The sequence below is a fragment of the Falcatimonas sp. MSJ-15 genome (genome assembly GCF_018918265.1).
GTDB lineage: Bacteria > Bacillota > Clostridia > Lachnospirales > Lachnospiraceae > Falcatimonas.
This window is the reverse complement of the sequence record NZ_JAHLQC010000003.1, coordinates 121,501-143,893: the sequence shown is the minus strand read 5'-3', so window position 1 is coordinate 143,893 and position 22,393 is coordinate 121,501. Positions and strand designations below refer to the sequence as shown.

General features: G+C 35.0%; 18 protein-coding genes and 1 other annotated feature. All 18 genes read right to left on the bottom strand.

What is annotated here, in order from left to right:
• Positions 1-6 precede the first annotated feature (6 nt).
• The 18 genes from pseI to KQI85_RS02915 all read right to left on the bottom strand — a co-directional run bounded on the left by pseI (position 7) and on the right by KQI85_RS02915 (position 22,354).
• On the bottom strand, positions 7-1,053 hold the full coding sequence (gene pseI / locus KQI85_RS03000; protein ID WP_216574618.1) for a pseudaminic acid synthase: 1,047 nt from the start codon (positions 1,051-1,053) through the stop codon (positions 7-9).
• A 19-nt stretch (positions 1,054-1,072) separates the two neighbouring features.
• Entirely contained in the window at positions 1,073-2,191 is a 1,119-nt protein-coding gene (gene pseC / locus KQI85_RS02995; RefSeq protein WP_216574617.1) for a UDP-4-amino-4,6-dideoxy-N-acetyl-beta-L-altrosamine transaminase, read from the bottom strand.
• A gap of 56 nt (positions 2,192-2,247) precedes the next feature.
• Entirely contained in the window at positions 2,248-3,249 is a 1,002-nt protein-coding gene (gene pseB, locus KQI85_RS02990; protein ID WP_216574616.1) for a UDP-N-acetylglucosamine 4,6-dehydratase (inverting), read from the bottom strand.
• A gap of 502 nt (positions 3,250-3,751) precedes the next feature.
• Positions 3,752-7,423, bottom strand: a complete 3,672-nt coding sequence (gene rpoC, locus KQI85_RS02985) for a DNA-directed RNA polymerase subunit beta' (RefSeq protein WP_216574615.1) — start codon at positions 7,421-7,423, stop codon at positions 3,752-3,754.
• Between the two features lie 19 nt (positions 7,424-7,442).
• Positions 7,443-11,288 carry a DNA-directed RNA polymerase subunit beta gene (locus KQI85_RS02980; RefSeq protein WP_216574614.1) on the bottom strand — a complete coding sequence of 1,282 codons (3,846 nt, stop codon included), beginning with the start codon at positions 11,286-11,288 and terminating at the stop codon, positions 7,443-7,445.
• A gap of 358 nt (positions 11,289-11,646) precedes the next feature.
• A complete protein-coding gene (gene rplL / locus KQI85_RS02975) occupies positions 11,647-12,009 on the bottom strand; it encodes a 50S ribosomal protein L7/L12 (protein WP_216574613.1) in 363 nt (120 codons plus the stop codon).
• Between the two features lie 86 nt (positions 12,010-12,095).
• Positions 12,096-12,590 (bottom strand): 50S ribosomal protein L10, encoded by a 495-nt coding sequence (gene rplJ, locus KQI85_RS02970; RefSeq protein WP_216574612.1) that lies wholly within the window; start codon positions 12,588-12,590, stop codon positions 12,096-12,098.
• 59 nt (positions 12,591-12,649) lie between these two features.
• Positions 12,650-12,793: a sequence feature (ribosomal protein L10 leader region), on the bottom strand.
• Positions 12,794-12,836: 43 nt separating this feature from the next.
• A complete protein-coding gene (gene rplA, locus KQI85_RS02965) occupies positions 12,837-13,532 on the bottom strand; it encodes a 50S ribosomal protein L1 (RefSeq protein ID WP_216574611.1) in 696 nt (231 codons plus the stop codon).
• 87 nt (positions 13,533-13,619) lie between these two features.
• Positions 13,620-14,045, bottom strand: coding sequence for a 50S ribosomal protein L11 (gene rplK, locus KQI85_RS02960; RefSeq protein ID WP_216574610.1), 426 nt, complete (start codon positions 14,043-14,045; stop codon positions 13,620-13,622).
• Positions 14,046-14,135: 90 nt separating this feature from the next.
• Positions 14,136-14,657, bottom strand: a complete 522-nt coding sequence (nusG, locus tag KQI85_RS02955; protein WP_216574609.1) for a transcription termination/antitermination protein NusG — start codon at positions 14,655-14,657, stop codon at positions 14,136-14,138.
• A 16-nt stretch (positions 14,658-14,673) separates the two neighbouring features.
• Entirely contained in the window at positions 14,674-14,883 is a 210-nt protein-coding gene (gene secE / locus KQI85_RS02950; RefSeq protein ID WP_216574608.1) for a preprotein translocase subunit SecE, read from the bottom strand.
• 31 nt (positions 14,884-14,914) lie between these two features.
• A complete protein-coding gene (gene rpmG, locus KQI85_RS02945) occupies positions 14,915-15,064 on the bottom strand; it encodes a 50S ribosomal protein L33 (RefSeq protein ID WP_022262710.1) in 150 nt (49 codons plus the stop codon).
• A gap of 217 nt (positions 15,065-15,281) precedes the next feature.
• Positions 15,282-16,544: a hypothetical protein gene (locus tag KQI85_RS02940; protein ID WP_216574607.1), complete on the bottom strand. Its 1,263-nt coding sequence runs from the start codon at positions 16,542-16,544 to the stop codon at positions 15,282-15,284.
• A 251-nt stretch (positions 16,545-16,795) separates the two neighbouring features.
• Positions 16,796-17,848 (bottom strand): HigA family addiction module antitoxin, encoded by a 1,053-nt coding sequence (locus KQI85_RS02935; RefSeq protein WP_216574606.1) that lies wholly within the window; start codon positions 17,846-17,848, stop codon positions 16,796-16,798.
• 24 nt (positions 17,849-17,872) lie between these two features.
• Positions 17,873-18,172, bottom strand: coding sequence for a type II toxin-antitoxin system RelE/ParE family toxin (locus KQI85_RS02930; protein ID WP_371820524.1), 300 nt, complete (start codon positions 18,170-18,172; stop codon positions 17,873-17,875).
• Positions 18,173-18,272: 100 nt separating this feature from the next.
• Entirely contained in the window at positions 18,273-20,114 is a 1,842-nt protein-coding gene (locus tag KQI85_RS02925; protein WP_216574604.1) for a motility associated factor glycosyltransferase family protein, read from the bottom strand.
• Between the two features lie 47 nt (positions 20,115-20,161).
• Positions 20,162-21,976 carry a motility associated factor glycosyltransferase family protein gene (locus KQI85_RS02920; protein WP_216574603.1) on the bottom strand — a complete coding sequence of 605 codons (1,815 nt, stop codon included), beginning with the start codon at positions 21,974-21,976 and terminating at the stop codon, positions 20,162-20,164.
• 102 nt (positions 21,977-22,078) lie between these two features.
• The gene (locus tag KQI85_RS02915; RefSeq protein WP_216574602.1) at positions 22,079-22,354 is read right to left on the bottom strand and encodes a hypothetical protein; all 276 of its coding nucleotides are present in this window, start codon (positions 22,352-22,354) and stop codon (positions 22,079-22,081) included.
• Positions 22,355-22,393 lie beyond the last annotated feature (39 nt).

Sequence of the window (22,393 nt, the reverse complement as noted above, 5' to 3'; positions counted from 1 at the left end):
TCCCCTTTATTCTATATATTTCCAATCCATTGGTGTTCCTTTTTTTACATCACACCTTGCTTTCTTTCCAAGTACATCATCCCAATACTTAGTATGCATTCCTATTCCGGGACGTATAGATCTTACATTCTCTGATGTAAATATTTCACCAGCTTTAACATCTTCTACTACGAATAGTGATCTTGAAAATATCCTACTCTCCATCTGTGCTTCATTTAATTCATATGTGACTTTTCCTAAGGCTTTTTCGACATTACGGATCTCATTCACCATTTTTTCAAATTCATGTGGTTCCATTGAAAATTTTGAATCTTCACCACCATCTGCACGCCTAATCGTAAAGTGTTTCTCTATAACTTTCGCTCCAAGTCCAACAGCACATACCGCTATTTCACTTCCCATTGAGTGATCAGATAATCCACATATACAATCAAAAGTCTCTGCCATATTAGGAATAACTTTAAGGTTCATATTCTCATAAGGTGCTGGATATGCTGAAATACACTTTAAAAGAATAACATTTTCATTTTTCTCTTTTTTACATGTTCTAACTGCTAAATCTATATCTTCAAGATGAGCTATTCCCGTTGACATTATAATTGGCTTTCCCTTTTGTGCTATTTTTCTAATAAATGGAATATCATTTATCTCAAATGATGCAATCTTATATGCCGGAACTTCTAAATCTTCAAGAAAATCTACTGCTGTAAGATCAAATGGTGATGAAAAAAAATCTATTTCAAGTTCTCTTGCATAGTCTCTCAAATCTCGCTGCCATTCCCATGGAGTATAAGCTTTTCCATATAATTCATATAGTGTACGTCCTTCCCATATTCCCTTTGTTCTAAATGCAGGCATATCACTATCTATCGTAATAGTATCCGGAGTATATGTCTGTATTTTAATTGCATCTGCACCAGATTCTTTAGCTGCCTTTATTATCTCTTTAGCTCGATTAAAGTCCATATTATGATTAGCAGACATTTCTGCAACTATATACGTTGGACTGTTTTCTGATATTACATGATTTTCAATCTTAATTTCTTTATTCATTAATACTCCCCCTACTATTTTATTTTGCAAATTCAATTACTTTTTCAATTACATAATCCTGCTGTTCATCTGTAAGTTTCGGATACAATGGCAGACTCAATATATGCTTATACAATTCCTCTGCATTAGGACAGCATACCTTATCATATCCGTTCTGCTGATAATAAGGATGCTTATATACAGGAATATAATGCACATTAACACCAATCCCTGCTTCATGTAACTTATCATATACTTCTTTTCTGTTATTAACCTGAACAACATATAGATGCCAACTGCTGTTACATCCCTCTTTTGTAAATGGTATTGTTACATTTTTGACATTTTCAAATGCCTTATTATATCTCGCTACAAGTTCACGTCTTCTCTTAACAAATTCATCCAATCTGTTCATCTGTGATATGCCAAGTGCACATTGCATATCCGTAATCCTATAATTATAGCCAAGTTCCTGTTGTTCATAGTACCAACCACCCTCATTATTAAGCAATAATTCAGGATCTCTCGTAATTCCATGTGATCTAAATAGCATAAGTTTTTTATATAATTCATCATCATTAGTCATTATCATTCCACCCTCACCTGTGGTTATATGTTTAACCGGATGGAAACTAAATGTGGTCATATCTCCAAAACTTCCTATCTTCTTCCCCTTATAATCTGCACCAAGTGCATGAGCCGCATCCTGAATAACTATAAGATTGTGTCTCTTAGCTATATCCATAATCTTATCCATATCACATGGCTGACCTGTGTAATGAACAGGAATTATAGCCTTTGTATTAGCTGTAATCTTACGTTCTATATCTTCTGGAGATATGTTATAGGTATCAGCTTCTATATCTGCAAAAACTGGTGTTGCTCCACAATAAAATGCACAATTTGATGATGCTGCAAATGTAATAGGAGTTGTTATTACTTCATCTCCCTTACCAACACCAGCCGCAAAGCAAGCAGCATGAAGCGCTGCCGTTCCATTAGATATTGCAACTGCATGTTTTGCTCCTATATAGTCTGCTACTTTTTTCTCAAATTCTCCAACTGATGGTCCTGTTGTAAGATAATCAGAACGCAGTACATTAACCACTGCCTGAATATCTTCTTCTGAAATTGACTGTGTTCCGTATGGTATGTACATATTATTCCTCCTAATAATCAAAAAGCATAACCTAATTAATATTTTCTAATTAACTATTAATGAAAAATATCTTTTGATTTTAACAATTCCTGTATCTGTTCCACACTAAGCCATTCTTTATTATTTCCAGAACTATATTCAAATCCCTCCGGCACTTTTTTGCCACCAGATAGAACTTTACTGCTTCCAGCCCACCAACTATAATGTGGATATATAATATAATGCTTATCATATTCATAAGTAGTAGCTGAATCTTCCTTTGTTACCATAATCTCATGTAATTTTTCGCCTTCTCTTATTCCAACTTCCGGCATCTCACATCCTGGTAACATAGCCTGTGCGAGGTCTGTTATCTTGAATGATGGTATCTTAGATATGAAAGTCTCTCCACCATGAGAATCCTGTAATGCCTTAATAACTAGTTCAACTCCCTGTTCAAGGCTTATCCAGAATCTTGTCATTCTGTAATCGGTTATAGGTAACTCTCTACCACCATTATCAATAATGTTCTGAAAGAATGGTATTACAGAGCCTCTACTTCCTGCAACATTACCATATCTGACAACCGAAAATGTAAGATCTCTATCACCAACATATGAATTAGCTGCTATGAATAGTTTATCTGATACAAGTTTTGTTCCACCATATAAGTTAACCGGATTAACTGCTTTATCTGTTGATAAAGCTACAACTTTCTTAACACTTGGTGAATCTAATACTGCGTCAACAATATTCATTGCACCATTAATATTTGTCTTTACAGCTTCCATAGGATTATACTCACATGCCGGAACCTGTTTCAATGCAGCTGCATGTATAACATAATCAACACCATTTAAAGCTCTTGTAAATCTTTCTTTATCTCTTACATCTCCAATAAAGAATCTAAATATATCTTTATATTCTTTATATTTATTAGCCATATTGAATTGTTTAAATTCATCTCTCGAATAGATGATGATTTTTTTTGGTGTATAGTGCTTTAACACATAATCCACAAAATGATTACCAAATGAACCTGTTCCACCTGTAATCAATATTGTTTTTCCATTTAGCATATCTTAATCCTCCTCATTCTGCCTAGTAATAACACTTATAAATATTGTCCTATATAATTCTTTTATTCTCACGCATAACTGTCACACATTGTTATATCCCCATATTTTTTAGATCTAAAAAATCCACAATTTTTTATTGTGGCTTATTTCTATTGGTCGTATACTATTTTTTCTTCATTGTGGTTTACATAGAGATTGAGATATCTCGGATTATCTATGAATGTTTTATATCTAATTGCATTTAATAACCTATCCTTCATGATTCTGTCCCTCCAATGTAATATTCAAGTCAATATACGTTTTCTAACAGTTTCAGCCTTATAATTAACTTCTTCTGTATGTGTGACCATTAACTACAATGTGTATCGGAAAGTGTTTAGAATTTATTTAGAGAGTTTTTATAGACATAAAAAATGCCACACCCTACAAGTCTATTCCGACTGTAAAGTGTGGCATTTGCTGTATATATCAGCATATTACATTCTGATATATACTATATATTCTATTCTTCTGTTGTATCTTCAGGCTTTACTGCATCTGCATCAGCAGTTGTTTCTGAATTCTGTACATCATCTGCAAAAGATAATTCATCAAAATCTTCTGTGAACATTAATTCATCTGTCTCGTTGATATCTGTATCAAGTTTTACATTTCTGTATCTCTTCATACCTGTACCAGCTGGGATAAGCTGACCGATAAGAACGTTCTCTTTAAGACCGATAAGAGGGTCAACCTTACCATTAATAGCTGCTTCAGTAAGAACTTTAGTAGTCTCCTGGAATGAAGCTGCTGATAAGAATGAGTTAGTTGCAAGAGATGCCTTAGTAATACCAAGCATTACCTGCGTACCTTCTGCTTCTTTTAATCCCTTTTCTCTAAGTTCTTCGTTAGTCTCATTGAAGTCAAGTACGTCAACTGATGTACCTGGAAGATATTCTGAATCTCCACTTTCTTCAATCTTAATCTTCTTAAGCATCTGTCTAACGATAACTTCGATATGCTTATCGTTGATATCAACACCCTGTAAGCGGTATACTCTCTGAACTTCACGAATCATGTAATCCTGTACTGCACGAACACCCTTAATCTTTAAGAGGTCATGTGGATTGATACTACCTTCTGTAAGTTCATCACCGGCTTCAAGTACTGCACCATCAGTTACTTTGATTCTTGAACCATAAGGTATTAAATATGCCTTAGAGTTACCTGTTTCATGATCTGTTATTATAACTTCACGTTTTTTCTTAGTATCTTTAAGTTCAGCAACACCGCCGAATTCTGCGATAATTGCAAGTCCCTTTGGTTTTCTTGCCTCGAAGAGTTCTTCTACTCGAGGAAGACCTTGTGTGATATCACCACCGGCAACACCACCAGTATGGAACGTACGCATTGTAAGCTGTGTACCAGGTTCACCGATTGACTGAGCTGCGATAATACCAACAGCTTCACCTACCTGAACTGCCTGACCTGTAGCCATGTTAGCTCCGTAACATTTAGCACAGATACCTACATGTGACTTACATGTTAAGATTGTTCTAATCTTAACTTCTGCATCTTTATTCTCAAGAGCATTCAGATATTTTACGATCTTAGCTGCTCTTCTTGGTGTAATCATGTGATTAGCTTTTACAAGCACTTCACCATTATCATCTGTGATTGTCTCAGCTGCGAATCTTCCTGATATTCTATCTTCAAGACTTTCGATTGTCTCATTAGCATCCATGAATGCTTTAACCCACATACCTGGAATCTCTTTACCTTCGCAACAGTCTATCTGACGAACAATAAGTTCCTGTGATACGTCAACAAGACGTCTTGTTAAGTATCCTGAATCGGCTGTACGAAGTGCTGTATCTGAAAGTCCTTTTCTAGCTCCATGAGCTGAGATGAAGTATTCCAGTACATCAAGTCCTTCTCGGAAGTTAGACTTGATAGGAAGTTCGATAGTACGTCCTGATGTATCTGCCATAAGTCCTCGCATACCGGCAAGCTGTTTGATCTGCTTATCTGATCCTCGTGCACCAGAGTCAGCCATCATGAAGATGTTATTGTACTTATCAAGTCCTGATAAAAGTGCATGTGTAAGCTCATCATCAGTAACTTTCCATGTCTCAACAACTTCTTTATAACGTTCTTCTTCTGTGATAAGACCACGTCTGAAGTTTCTCATAATCTTCTCAACTGTAGCTTCTGCATTAGATATTAATTCTTTCTTCTGCTTTGGCACTTCCATCTCTGAAATAGAAACTGTCATAGCTGCTCTAGTTGAATATTTGTAACCCATAGCTTTGATATCATCAAGAACTTCTGCAGTCTTTGATGCACCATGTGTATTAATAACTTTTTCAAGTATCTTCTTTAACTGTTTCTTACCAACATGGAAATCAACTTCAAGTTTTAAATCATTAGCTGGATCTGTTCTATCTACGAATCCAAGATCCTGTGGGAGAATCTCATTGAATAAGAATCTACCAAGTGTTGACTCTGTAATACCTGTAACTGTTCTTCCGTCTGGTAATGTTCTTGTATTCTTAACTTTAATTCTTGAATGAAGTGTAATTACCTGATTCTCGTAAGCAAGCATTGCTTCATTAACACTCTTAAAGAATTTACCTTCACCTGTAACATTTGGTCTCTCCTGTGTTAAATAGTAGATACCAAGTACCATATCCTGTGAAGGAACGGCAACAGGACCACCATCTGATGGTTTTAAGAGGTTGTTAGGTGAGAGAAGTAAGAATCTACATTCTGCCTGTGCTTCAACTGAAAGTGGAAGATGCACAGCCATCTGGTCACCATCGAAATCGGCATTGAAAGCTGTACATACAAGTGGATGTAACTTAATAGCTTTACCTTCTACAAGGATTGGTTCAAATGCCTGAATACCAAGTCTATGAAGTGTAGGAGCACGGTTAAGCATTACTGGATGTTCTTTAATTACATCTTCAAGTACATCCCATACTTCTGTCTCAAGTCTCTCTACCATCTTCTTAGCATTTTTAATATTGTGAGCTGTTCCATTAGCAACTAACTCTTTCATAACGAATGGCTTAAATAATTCGATAGCCATCTCTTTTGGAAGACCACACTGGTATATCTTAAGTTCTGGTCCTACAACGATAACTGATCGACCTGAATAGTCAACTCGTTTACCAAGTAAGTTCTGACGGAAACGTCCCTGTTTACCCTTTAACATGTCTGACAGAGATTTGAGTGCTCTGTTACCAGGACCTGTTACAGGACGTCCTCTTCTACCATTATCTATAAGAGCATCTACAGCTTCCTGTAACATTCTCTTCTCATTACGAACAATAATGTCAGGAGCACCTAACTCTAAAAGTCTCTGAAGACGGTTATTTCTATTAATGATTCTTCTGTAAAGATCATTTAAGTCAGAAGTTGCAAATCTACCACCATCGAGCTGTACCATAGGTCTAAGATCTGGTGGAATTACAGGAATATAATCAAGGATCATCCATTCTGGTCTGTTACCTGATTCTCTGAATGCTTCAACCACTTCAAGTCTCTTGATTATTCTTGCTCTCTTCTGTCCTGATGAATCTTCAAGATCTCTCATAAGTTCCTGTGATTCTTTTTCTAAGTCAATTGCTACTAATAATTCTTTAATAGCTTCTGCGCCCATGCCAACTCTGAAGTTATTACCCCATTTGTCATAAGCATCCTTGAATTCTCTTTCTGAAAGAACCTGTTTATACTGCAAATCTGTATTGCCCTTATCAAGGACAATATAGTTTGCAAAGTATAATACTTTTTCAAGTGTTCTAGGTGATATATCAAGGATTAATCCCATACGGCTTGGGATTCCCTTGAAATACCAGATATGTGATACAGGTGCAGCAAGTTTGATATGTCCCATACGTTCACGACGTACACTTGCTTTAGTAACTTCAACACCACATCTGTCACAAATTACACCTTTATATCTAATCTTTTTATATTTACCACAATGACATTCCCAGTCTTTACTTGGTCCAAATATTCTTTCACAGAACAGACCGTCTCTTTCTGGTTTTAATGTTCTATAATTAATTGTTTCGGGCTTCTTAACTTCGCCTCTTGACCACTCAAGAATCTTTTCAGGTGAAGCAAGACCAATCTTAATTGCATCAAACGTCATAGGTTGATATGCTTCATTATTATTGTTATCCTGCATTACTGGCACTCCCTTCTAACTATTCTTCTGGAAATTCGTCTTCAAAATCACTAAATAAATCTTCGTCTGTGTTATCATCATCTATGTCAACAAGTTCTTCACCGTCAAATTCCTGCTGTGTGAATCCATTGTCAGCAAGTGAATTATCATCATACTTCATATCTTCATCGAAGTTAGTTCTTGTGTCATCTGATGAATAATCAACAGATTCCATAATGTCAACTTCTGTGTTGCCATCTTTAAGTACTTTTACATCAAGTGCTAATGACTGAAGTTCTTTTAAGAGTACCTTGAATGATTCAGGAATACCTGGTTCAGGGATATTCTCACCCTTAATAATAGCTTCATATGTCTTAACACGTCCGATTACATCATCAGACTTAACTGTAAGAATCTCCTGTAAAGTATATGATGCACCATAAGCTTCAAGTGCCCAAACTTCCATCTCACCAAAACGCTGACCACCAAACTGTGCTTTACCACCAAGTGGCTGCTGTGTAACAAGTGAGTAAGGACCAGTTGAACGTGCATGGATCTTATCATCAACAAGATGATGAAGTTTTAAGTAATGCATGTGACCAATTGTAACAGGACTGTCAAAATATTCACCTGTTCTACCATCACGAAGTCTTACTTTACCATCTCTTGAGATTGGAACACCTTTCCATAATTCTCTATGTTCAAGGTGATTACCAAGATATTCCATAATCTCTGGATTAAGTGTATCTTCATGTTTTGCTTTGAATTCATCCCACTCAAGATTAACATAATCATTAGCTAAATCAAGTGTATCCATAATTGCATCTTCATCTGCACCATCGAATACAGGAGTTGATATATTAAATCCTAATGCTTTTGCAGCAAGACTTAAATGAATCTCAAGGACCTGTCCGATGTTCATTCGTGAAGGCACACCAAGTGGATTAAGTACTATATCAAGAGGACGTCCATTAGGTAAGAATGGCATATCTTCTACTGGAAGTATTCTTGAAACAACACCCTTGTTACCATGACGACCAGCCATCTTATCACCAACTGAGATCTTTCTCTTCTGAGCGATATAGATACGAACTGTCTGGTTAACTCCTGGTGGAAGTTCATCTCCGTTCTCTCTTGTGAATACTTTAGCATCAACGATAATACCATATTCACCATGAGGTACTTTAAGTGAAGTATCTCTTACTTCTCTTGCTTTTTCACCAAAGATTGCTCTAAGGAGTCTTTCTTCAGCTGTAAGTTCTGTCTCACCCTTTGGTGTAACTTTACCTACAAGTATATCACCTGCACGAACTTCAGCACCAATTCTTATGATACCTCTTTCGTCAAGGTCTTTGAGTGCATCATCACCAACACCTGGAACATCTCTTGTAATCTCTTCTGGTCCAAGCTTAGTATCTCTTGATTCTGCCTCATATTCTTCTATATGAATTGATGTATATACATCATCTTCTACTAATCTCTCGCTAAGTAATACAGCATCTTCATAGTTATAACCTTCCCATGTCATGAAACCGATAAGTGGGTTCTTACCAAGGGCTATCTCACCATTAGATGTTGAAGGTCCATCTGCGATAACCTGACCTTTTTCAATCTTATCACCTTTGAATACAATTGATCTCTGATTGTAGCAGTTACTCTGGTTAGAACGTGAGAACTTAGTAAGTTTGTACACATCTCTGTTACCATCTACACTTCTGATTACAATCTCTTTGGATGTTGAACGTTCAACAACACCTGCATTCTTGGCAACAACACATACACCTGAGTCAACAGCTGCTTTTGCTTCAATACCTGTACCAACAACAGGAGCTTCTGTTGTAAGAAGTGGTACCGCCTGACGCTGCATGTTAGATCCCATAAGTGCTCGGTTAGCATCATCATTAGGAAGGAAAGGAATCATTGATGTAGCTACTGAGAATACCATCTTAGGAGATACGTCCATTAAGTCAATCTTGCTCTTCTCAAATTCTGTTGTCTCTTCTCTGAAACGTCCAGATACTGAATTACGAACAAAATGTCCTTCTTCATCAATAGCGGCATTAGCCTGTGCTACATAATAATTATCTTCTTCATCTGCTGTAAGATATCTAACTTCATCTGTTACTCTAGGATTCTTAGGATCTGTCTTATCTACAACACGATATGGTGCTTCGATAAATCCATACTGGTTAATTCTTGCATAAGATGCAAGAGAGTTAATTAAACCGATGTTAGGACCTTCAGGTGTCTCGATAGGACACATTCTTCCGTAGTGAGTATAGTGAACATCTCGAACTTCGAATCCGGCTCTGTCTCGTGAAAGACCACCAGGTCCTAATGCTGAAAGACGTCTCTTATGTGTTAACTCACCAAGAGGGTTATTCTGATCCATGAACTGTGACAACTGTGAACTTCCGAAGAATTCTTTAACAGCTGCAGTTACTGGCTTAATATTAATTAATGACTGTGGTGATATTCCATCTAAATCCTGAGTTGTCATTCTTTCTCTTACAACTCTTTCCATTCTTGAGAGACCAATTCTATACTGGTTCTGAAGTAATTCACCAACAGCTCTGATACGTCTGTTACCTAAGTGATCGATATCATCTTTAGTACCAACTCCATGTTCAAGATGAATGTTGTAGTTGATTGTAGCGATAATATCTTCTGTTGTAATATGTTTTGGAATTAAGTCAGCAATATTCTTCTTGATTGCTTCCTTAATCTCTTCTAATCCATTATTTTCTTCTAAGATCTGTTTTAATACAGGATAGAATACGTTCTCATTAATACCAAGAGTTACAAGATCTTCATCTGTAAGTTCAGGAATCCAATGCTTAATATCAACCATAACGTTAGAAAGAACTTTAATTCTTCTCTCTTCATTCTTAACCCATACATAAGGAACTCCCGCATTCTGGATCTCAATAGCCATCTCTTCTGTTACTATTGCATCCTTCTCGCCAAGAACCTCTCCTGTTGTCTCATCTATAACATCATCAGCAAGAACATGTCCTCTGATTCTATTCTTAAGATGTAACTTTTTATTAAATTTGTATCTACCTACTTTGGCAAGATCATATCTTCTTGGATCGAAGAACATCGCATTGATAAGGCTCTCTGCACTATCTACTGAAAGTGGTTCGCCCGGTCTAATCTTCTTATATAATTCAAGAAGACCATCCTGATAATTATCTGATGGATCTTTAGCAAATGCTGCCATAATCTTAGGTTCTTCACCAAACAGGTCGATAATCTGCTCGTTAGTACCATAACCTAATGCTCTAATAAGAACAGTTACAGGTACTTTTCTTGTTCTGTCTACACGCACATAGAATATGTCATTAGAATCTGTCTCATATTCAAGCCATGCACCACGGTTAGGAATAACTGTACATGAATATAATTCCTTACCAATCTTATCATGACCTATCTCGTAGTATATACCAGGAGAACGAACTAACTGGCTAACAATAACTCTCTCTGCGCCGTTGATAACGAATGTACCTGTTGCAGTCATAAGAGGTAAATCGCCCATGAATATCTCATGTTCACTAATTTCATCGCTTTCCTTATTATAGAGTCTAACTCTAACCTTTAAAGGTGCAGCATACGTTGCATCTCTTTCCTTGCATTCTTCAATAGAATACTTAACATCGTCTTCGCAAAGTGTAAAATCTACGAATTCAAGACTTAAATGACCACTGTAATCAGCAATTGGAGATATATCTTCAAATACTTCTTTTAAACCTTCATCCAGAAACCACTGGTATGAGTTCTTCTGAACCTCAATCAGGTTCGGCATCTCTAGAACCTCTTTTTGTCTAGAGTAACTCATCCTGATACTTTTTCCAACTTTGACTGGATGCATTCTGTTTTTCTCCATTGACGTTTCACCCCTTATTTGATATTGAAATTTATTATTAATATTAGGTTCTTGCACTAATTATTGGTACAATTTTGTTATAAATCACTTCATAACTCAGCAATATATCATTTTTGAAACTAATGATATACAACTGAATTATGAATATCTTTCTACAAACAGGCACACATTACCACAATAGTGCATTTTCCATATTAACACAAGTTTTTTGTAGTGTCAATACTTCTTGCAGAAGTTTTATAAAAAATGGATTTTACCCCACTCCCCGCAAAGAGCCAAGATATGAGATTTAAGTTCAAAAAGGGGATATGCTTTCGCATATCCCCTGGAATTCTCTTTATTAACTTTATAACTAAAATTATTTAAGAGTAACTTTAGCGCCTTCAGCTTCAAGTTTTGTCTTGATTTCTTCAGCTTCTTCTTTGCTAGCACCAGCTTTAACTACCTTAGGAGCTCCGTCAACTACTTCTTTAGCTTCTTTTAAGCCAAGTCCTGTTACTTCACGAACTACTTTGATAACTTTAACTTTGTTAGGGCCAGCTTCTGTTAATTCAACATCGAATTCTGTCTTTTCTTCAGCTGCTGCTGCACCGCCTGCTGCTGCAACTACAACACCTGCTGCTGCAGATACGCCGAATTCTTCTTCACATGCTTTTACTAAATCATTTAATTCTAATACTGTTAAACCTTTGATTACTTCAATAATTTCCTGAGTTGTCATTATTAATATCCTCCATTTCAAAATTTCGTATATCTACGATAATTTACTTATTGTTCTTATAGTTTTGTTACATGCATAAACTTAGATTATGCAACTTCTTCGTTCTTCTCAGCGATCTGCTTAATAACACGAGCAAAGTTTGTAACTGGTGACTGAATACTTCCAAGTAATTTTGAAAGTAATTCGTTTCTTGATGGGATAGTTGCGATAACTTTGATTCCATCGTTATCATAGTAAGTACCGTCTACCACACCAGCTTTTAATTCAAGAGCTTCTGCTGTCTTAGCGAAGTTATATAAAATTCTTGCTGGAGCTGTAGCGTCTTCTTTAGAAATTGCGATAGCTGTAGGTCCTTCAAGATGTGGAACTAAAGCTTCGAATTCTGTACCTTTAACAGCTAAATTGATCATTGTGTTCTTATATACTTTGTATACAACACCAGCTTCTCTTAACTGTTTACGAAGAGCTGTATCCTGTTCAACTGTAAGTCCACGATAGTCAACTACTACAGCTGCCTGTGCTCCATTAAGAGCTTCTTTGATCTCTTCAACTATTGGTTTCTTTAATTCTACTTTTGCCATTATTGTGCACCTCCTTATATATTTGCGTGACGCCGATATATGTGTTCATGTCTGACATGAATAGCACAAAAAAACCTCTCTGTCCTTAGACAGAGAGGCTGATATATATCATAATTAAATGAGCATATCAATCATTCCTCGGTAGGCGTTCTCACCTTAAGCCTTGCGGCACCTACTGTCTACGGCAGTCATAATGCTATGTTATTCTAGCATATTAATCTCTATTTGTCAATCGTTTTTTACTAATTAAGCAAGAAACTTATTAGGGTTAAGTTTTACACCAGGACCCATTGTTGATGTTAAAGTAATACTCTTTAAGTACTGACCTTTAACTGTGCTTGGTTTAGCTTTAACGATTGCATTCATAAGCGTTTGGAAGTTGTCCGCTAATTTTTCTTCATCAAATGAAGCTTTTCCGATTGGCACATGGATAATGTTAGTCTTGTCAAGTCTGTATTCAATCTTACCAGCTTTGATATCGTTAACAGCTTTTGTAACGTCCATTGTTACTGTACCAGCTTTTGGGTTAGGCATTAAGCCTTTTGGTCCAAGTACACGACCTAAACGACCAACAACACCCATCATATCTGGAGTTGCAACAACAACATCAAAATCGAACCATCCTTCGTTCTGAATCTTTGGAATTAATTCTTCTCCGCCTACGAATTCTGCACCAGCTGCTTCTGCTTCTGCTGCTTTATCACCTTTAGCGAAAACTAAAACTCTAACTGATTTACCAGTTCCGTGTGGAAGTACTACAGCACCACGAATCTGCTGATCAGCATGACGTCCGTCAAGACCTGTTCTGATATGAGCTTCGATTGTTTCATCAAATTTAGCACCAGCTGATTTCTTAACTAAAGAAATTGCTTCTGCTGTTTCATAAAGAGTTGCACGATCTACTAATTTAGCAGCTTCTGCATATCTTTTACCGTGTTTCATAATTAAATAACCTCCTAGTGGTATTATCGGGAGTAAACCCTCCCACGTTTTTTTTGTTGTTAATAGTTAATTATACCGGGCAGTAGATTATTCTTCTACTGTGATTCCCATACTTCTTGCAGTACCGCTAATCATACTGATTGCAGCTTCTAATGATGCAGCATTTAAATCAGGCATCTTAAGTTCAGCGATCTTCTGAACTTCTGCTTTTGAAATTGTAGCTACCTTAGTCTTGTTAGGTACAGCTGAACCTGATTTGATGTTGCAAGCTTTCTTAAGAAGAACTGCTGCAGGTGGTGTCTTTGTGATGAAGCTGAAGCTTCTATCAGCATAAACTGTAATAACAACAGGAATGATCATTCCGTCCTGATCTGCTGTCTTAGCATTGAACTCTTTTGTAAACTGTACAATGTTAACACCATGCTGACCTAATGCTGGACCAACTGGTGGAGCAGGTGTTGCCTTTCCTGCAGGAATCTGTAATTTAATATAACCTGTAACTTTCTTTGCCATTTTAGGCACCTCCTAAATTATGTGGTATTGGCGGGGATTTCCCTCCCACGTTCCGTTATCCGGACGCATTGCCTTGTGTGAATATACACTCTACATTTTCTTAACTTCTGTGAAACTTAATTCTACTGGTGTTTCACGACCAAACATATCGACATTGATTGTAACAATCTGTTTCTCCTGGCTAATACGAGTGACGATTCCAACTGTATCTTTCCATACCCCAGATGTAACAAGGATGCTGTCACCAACACCATAATCAACTTCTGCATCTCGGACTGTCTTGATACCAAGTGGCTTCATCTCGGCTTCTGTCAGGGGAACCGGTTTTGACCCAGGTCCTACGAAACCTGTAACACCTCTTGTGTTACGAACTACATACCATGTATCATCGTTCATTATCATATTGATAAGAACGTATCCCGGAAACATCTTCTTTTGAACCTGCTTCTTAGCACCGTTCTTAACTTCAACCACATCTTGCATTGGTACGGTTACTTCCAAGATCTGGTCTTCAAGTTTTCTGTTTCTAATTGTATTCTCAATGTCAATCTTAACCTTGTTTTCGTAGCCTGAATAGGTATGAACTACATACCAATTAGCTGCCTCTGACATAAAATCACCTTTTCTTTTATTTTACTAAAATTTCTACACCGAATTTAATTACCAAATCTAACAGTGCGATAATCAGACCAAGTACTACTGAGATAACTGTTACTGCTATACTCTGCTTGGTAAGTGACTTCTTATCAGGCCAAATTATCTTATTAAATTCAGCCTTAAGGCCATTAAAAAAGCTCTTTTTTGGAGCTTTTTCCTTAGCTGCTGCTGTCTCACTCATATTCTCACCTCGTAATTAAATAATAAGATTATTACTTTGTCTCTTTGTGTAATGTGTGTGACTTACAGAACTTACAATACTTCTTAGTCTCCATTCTGTCTGGATGAGTTTTCTTATCCTTTGTCATGTTGTAATTACGCTGTTTACATTCTGTACATGCCAATGTTATCTTTACGCGCACAACTTCCACCTCCGCTTTAATTCAAATTTGCAATTTTTCCATGCCTCTATTTTTGGGCATAAAAAAAAGACTTCTTCCAATGCTAGTCTAATATATCATACATTGCAAGCATCGTCAAGTCTTGTAAGTAGAGTTTATAATTGTTTTATAATACGAATTCCATATCAGACAAAATAGCTATGAGCAACAAACTCATAGCTATTTTGTCATTCCATATCTATAAATAATAATTAAACATCATTCCTGCATACAGTGATATCTTATAAGCTGAAAAGTATGGTTTTGATGGATTATTATATGATATCAGCACTTTATTAACATAATTAAGTGGATCTATAATCAGGTTATCTGCATTTTTGGAAAGCTGCTCTTTGAATTGGTCAAGCTTTGCAAGAATATTCTTACATTCTTCGCTGTCAAGATAGCTCTTAAGCTTATCGCTGTCTATCTTAATACCCTCTGCATCATCTACATCAATTCCATATATATCCATTGTCTTTAGCGATTCATCTGCTATGTCTGTAAGATTCTTAAGAAGTAACGATGATTTTAATGATGTATCTTCACTACCTTTTGCAAGCTGCACAGAATGATTGAAGCTTCCTATAAGACTTCCTATGTTACCAAGTATTGATTCTGAATCATACGATGTGTGTATATCGATTGCATCCTGTGATATACCATTAAGTTTCAGAATGTACATATCTCTATAATGCACTATATTATCAGAAGATGTATAGTGTTCTCCATTAATATAATATGAGCTGTTTGACGGATATCTGCTTATATAGTCTATTCCAAGTATATCTGCTTCGTCATCGTCTTCATAATTAATACCAAAAAGATATGGTTCTGTTATTCCTGTGCCTGTATTCTCCGATTCAAGCCGTAATGCTGAACCTTGTTCACCATGAACAACGCTCGCTTTAATTCCTATATGGTTACGGTTTATAAGTGCACCGACTCTGTTAAGTATATTCTGATTACGTTCATTCTCCCTAACAGTAAACTGAAGGTCATATATCGAACTTCCACATTCTACTTTGAAACTGTGCTTACCAGGTGTAAAATCCAGTTCATCATCTTTTAACACATATCCTGTATTAACCTGGCTTGTGGCAAGTTGTTCTACTCTTACACTTATGTCATCACTTTGTTCGCTGTCATTACCTGTAAAAACCGCCTCTATTACACTTTCATCACCAGAAAATGCCTTGTACTTCTGCATCACATAGTCCGGGTTACTTGTGTTAAGTTCATTAGTCAGTGCTTTTAATCCTATTCCACATTCTTTTAGATCTATTGCATACTTGCAAAAAGATTCTGATGGTTCAAATCTATATAAAAAAGAGTTCTGATTATTCTTAGCAATTGAAACACAGAGTTTCTTAAGCTCTTCCGGTCTTGTGGACACATTACGGGTATTATATCTCTTTCCATAATATGTATCCATATAATAATTATATACACTGCTAATCATAACTCTATCCACCTCCATGTGGAACCAAATAACTCACCCCAAAGACGGTTTTTTCTTTAGGGACCTACACCTTACCATTGTAGTGTACATGCCTATATCTCTATATTATAAATATAGAATTACTGACAGTGACACTACGCCTTATAAATATAGTATACAATATGTTGAGTCTTTTGTCATTATTGATATGATTAAAAATATATAAACAATTATTTTTACCATACTTTTAAAGTTATTAACATCTTTACTTATTATATGACAATCTCATAATGCTCTTTTAAATCATTTAACATACTATGTTTTATACAGCCTTCATTTTGTAAGCGCCCAACAACAATTCCCGATGCTATCCCTTGCTGTTTTGCAAATTTGTAAACGCTTGTTTGAGAATAATCTTTTTTTTGCTTAAACTTTTCAAATTCTTCCTTTGATATCAAAATATCTCTTGCCCATATATCTGCATCTTTCTCATCTTCCTCACTTGTACCATTAGGTTTACCAATATGTCCTAGTACAATATGTGCTAACTCATGAAACAGACTAAACCAAAATTTATCTGCATCTTTTCCTCTAACGGTTAATCCAACTACTATTTTGCTACCATCTATAAAGGAAGCTCCTTGCAAAAAAGAGCCTTTCAGGTGAGGTAAAAAAACAAGTGCTACTCCACATTTAGCTAATAATGATTTAAGTTGCACAGCAAATTCTTCTGGCTTTAATAATGTCATTTTTCTAATCTGTGGAATAACTTTTATCATACTCTTAATATCTATAGCTTCTGTCTGAATATCTCTTGCTATTAACTTGGCTTCTTGTGCCCATGCTAATAATGCGAAATCTCCCTTTTCTGTAACTGCTAGTCTCCTACATGCAATTCTTGTAATTTGACTATTTTCAAGCAAAGATAATTCAACCACTTCAAAGTATTTTCTCAAATTTACTACTCTTTCTTTTGAATCTCGTGTTTCTTTAACCCATCCATATTTTGCCATCTCATTATATGGAAGTTGTTTTACTAACCTCTCATCTTCTTCCATTTTATTCTCAGCTTCGACTTTAATTAATTTTTCTCTGTAAATAGCCTCTAGATTATTCCAAAATTTTGCTGGAACTCCAAGTACCATTTCTAATCTTACAGCTACATCCGGAGTCAGCTGTACATCTCCATTTATCAATTTGCTAATATGTTTCTCCGACATATCCATCCTAGCTGCAAATTCTTTCTGGCTCATTTTTCTGTCATTAAGCTGCTCCTTAATTGTTGCTCCAGGTGGTGTTGCGATATAACTGCGACTTCTCACCATAGTGCTACCTCCTATCTATTTTTCTTAATGATAATCAACTATTTCCATGATATGAGCTACCTGTATCTCATTACCATGTTTTTCAAATACTAATCTGTACGGATGAACCAAATCGACTGCATATTGACCTTTTCGATTATTGTGCAAAGAATGACATCTTCCTATCTTAAATTTAATCATGTCTTCAACTGTATCAGCTGCTCTGATTTCATCAATTCTCATCTGTATTTTCTCTGACATTTCTTTGCCATAAGCTCTATCTGAAGTTTTGGCATCCGTACAAACCTTTTTAATCTTGTTATTTTTGTACGAAATTTCCAACACATCACCTCTTTCTAAATTTACCTCAAAGGTAATTTTAGAATATCATTCAGAGCAATATTAGTCAATATAAATTTAACCTTTCAGGTAATTTTTATACATTCTATTTTTTCTTAAGTGCATTCTCAAGTGACATTATCTTTGTTCCGGCAATCTTTGCACCACCTTCGGTTGCGTCTATAAATTCGATATCATGGTGCTTTTTAATCTCGTTTTCTATCCAATTGCGGTAGATGATGAATACATTCGTAGCATATACTATCGTACCATCTATACTTTCAACTCCAACGAATCCTGTAGTGTCAAGTTTCTTCTTACCTAATGTCCCATCTGCATGACTTATGCCATCCGGATATGATAAGTCAAATCCTATGAATATAATAGTTCTTGCTCCTAATGTTATTGCTACACTTGTTGCTGTTGTAGTCACTGAACCTCCGGTTGAATATAATTTATAGCCATATTTTTGGGCATGGTCTTCTGCATGGTCATATTCATATTGATCTATTAGATATTTTTTCCCTTGGTATTTTCTCGCAAGCTCTCTATATGCTGTTGAAAGAATTAATAAAGGTACTTCCTTATCTTCTACACCGCTTATCTGACTTATTATATTCTCGTTTGCCTCAATTATTATTACATAATCCGGCTTTATTCCCATATTCAATAATTTCTTATATACTGTTCCTACTGCAAGAATTACATATTCATCAGTTTTTCTATCTATTGTTTTTAGCTGTTCCACATTCTTATCAAGAGACGGACCCGCTGCTACTATTATTACTTTCTTACCCTTGAATCTGTCTTCAATCTCATCCACATAGTGTGTACAATTCGCTATATTGTATTTAAAGTTAAGATTCATTCTCTTCTCATTGTTTCTAACAGAGCTTTCTCTAATAAATATCTGCTTAATTTTTTCGTATATTCTTTTCTTTTTTAATAATTCTTCTTTTAAAATATCTGAGATATCATTCTCTGATTTTATGTCTGATAATATACTTAACTGTTGTTCATTTATCTTCATTGCATTCTTTAATTCCGGTGCATAGATTACTATCTTCTCATCTCTTTCTCCGGTTATATAAGTTGCAAGCTCTGTATAGTCTTTGTCATATATTATCTGCAGCCTGCCGTCCTCTAATTCTTCAAATTCCATATTAATAAGTGCAAGCATAAGCATATTAATATCTGATTCTGCAACTATTATCTGTGGTGCATACATATTAAGCAGTTCTTTTACATGATATCCAAGACCAATTCCTAATACTATATAGCTATTATATTCTATTCTGTAGTATTCCTGTGCAAAGTTACGCCCCTCAGCTGTCGGATTAACTGTGCTATGTATATGAATTCCTGTCGTTCCCATCTGCATAGTAAGTTCACCATTAATCGCAGACTGAATAATGTATTCCGAATAGTCTATATTATCGATTTTATATGATTCTATTATTGTCAGCAATTCTTTGACTTTTTTTATCTTTGATAATATCTTTTGTGATTCATTATTATCAGTATCATCCATCTTACTATATTCTGTCTGTAATGACTCTAATAACACTTCTAAATGCATCTTATTACTCTGCATATAATCATATTCATCATATAGATTAGCTTCGGTTTTTTTAATAACATCCTGCATCTTCTCAAAGAGTGGTATAAGTTCTGTCTGAAGAATGTCTGCCAGATAAAGGTAATCTTCGGTTTCCTGGGCATCTGTTATAATCTTAATAAGACTAATATAACTATCTTCTGTAACTATTATGCCATATTGGTTATAATATTCTATATTTTGCAATATGAAGTCACTGCTTTTTAACAACATTCTTGTAATTTTGGTAAGCTCGACCATTGCTTTTCTATAATCCTGATGCCTTGCTGCAGCTATTATTACTCTTGCACTATCAATCACACTTGTATTCGCAATAAATAATTCGTTCATTTTCTCTCATCCTTTTCAGATAATGATTAATTCTTCCTTACTCCCTTTTATAATCCTAGAATTATAGTCTCCATATCTTTTTTATATTCCTGTGCTGCCTGCTTCATTGCTGTAAGCCATTCTATTGATTTGGTTATAATTACAAACGTATCTGTCTCATCTGTTTCCGTATTCATAGAATCCACTAATTCGCCTTTATAAAAATAAAGAATTTCCAAATCCGGATAATTATCTATATACGTTGTTATATTTTTCATCTTTGCCTGCAATGATATTAATAACATCTGATTAGAAGTTCCTTTTCTCAGTATTTTTTTTAATTTACTTTGTATACTGATTCCATCTTCTATCTTCTGCAATAATTCTTCAATCTTTTTGTCTTTTTCAATTATGAGTTTTTTAGCCTTTTCATATTGCATATCATCAAGCACCGGTGGCATATTCTTCATTAGAGCTTCATAATCAACTATATTCTTATCTTTAAGATATCTATCTATAACCTGTTGTAATGTCATAACGGTTGCTCCTTTTACTCTCGCACCACCTTCTGTAGCATTAATTACTTCACCATCTTTCCATTTTGCTATGGCATTCTCAAACCAACGCAGATATACTTCATAATCAAATCCTGTTTCTATCAGATTTCCATTATTGTCTTCCACATAACATACTTCTTTTTTTCTTTGTTGTGCATTATTTATATCAAATATTCCTTCTGCATGTATCATCCCATCTGTATATGCGAAGTCCTGTCCTATTAATACTATTTTCTTAAATCCCCACAATTTCAATACCGAAAACGCAGAACAACTTACAGATCCACCGGACTCTGCCGAATCTAACGGGATATCCATCTTCTGATATATCTGTGATATTAATAATGCATTTTTTGATGATATTATCTTAACAGACTTATTGCGTTCTAATAATTCAGGTTTAATATCAATATCCATAATTAGTGGTGTATTAATTAATATTTCATTATACTCTATACCAGTTTTGTCAGTATCTATTGACATAAACGCATCCGGTTTTATATTATATTTTGCCATCTTCTTAACTGCTGAGTCTGTTGCAAGAATAAATGCTTTTCCTTTTGCCTGCTTTAATAATTCCACATTTTTTGAAAGCGATGGACCTGCTCCTACGAGTATAGCAATACTATTATCTTCAAACTTATCTATATATTGATTAACTGTTCTAAAATTACGAAATTCACTCATATTCTTTGCTATTATATTCTGAATTTTTTTTGAATTCTGCGAAAAGTATACAGCATCTGCTACAATAATATCAACAGCCTGTCTAAGCATATCTATATACCTTTCATATTCTTCATTAAATAACAAATCATATTGTCTTAATATTATATATCTTGCCTTTTGTATACTTTCAAATCCTACAATATATTCAAGTGATGATTTTAAATAATTATCATTAATTCCATTAACATACAGAATTATTCTGCTATTCTCAAATATATCTGTAAGATCAATATTAGATATAACATTGTAAAATATCTCAAAACTTGGTTCATATACTATTAGTACTGATTTGTTACTGACTTTTTGTTTGAATTTATTAACAGCCATACCATTACTAAATCCATATATAAAATAAGGTCTGTTAACTTCATCAACTCTGTCACTTACCCATAATTCAGTCTCATATTCCGCATTATATCTGCTATTAAGATATATTTCTTTTCCATCTTTTATATATCCTACTATATCTTCATTACTTAGATTCTTAATTACTGCACAATTTTCATTTTGTCCGGTATAATCATTAAGTACTTCGCCAAATTTTTTATCCTGTTTTTCTGATAATAATTTAATATTTTTTTCTAATATACTGTTCATATTTTTTCTCCTGTTTTTATTCAATATTATTGTTAATATTACAGTTTATAAATATTAATATCTGATATCTTCTACCACAACATTTTTAGCATTTTATTCAGATTATTTGTTCTTAACATATTCCTCAATTCTTCCTGCTATCTCATAATTCAATATATCAGCAAGATATACATAATCTTTCTCTTCCATTGCCTTAAGTGCTGTCTTAAGTATATTAAGAAGTTCATTAACTTTCTGTTCATCACCTAATGTACCGATTAATTCTGACAGATTCTTAATAAGTTCACTCATAGCCTGATTGCCTTCTTCATCTCTGCCTTTATAATATAATGCCGCTGTATTCTCTATATTCTCCATTGTCTTCTTAGCTAATACCATTCTTATTCTTCCCCCTATTCAAAAAGCCGATCCCTGTCT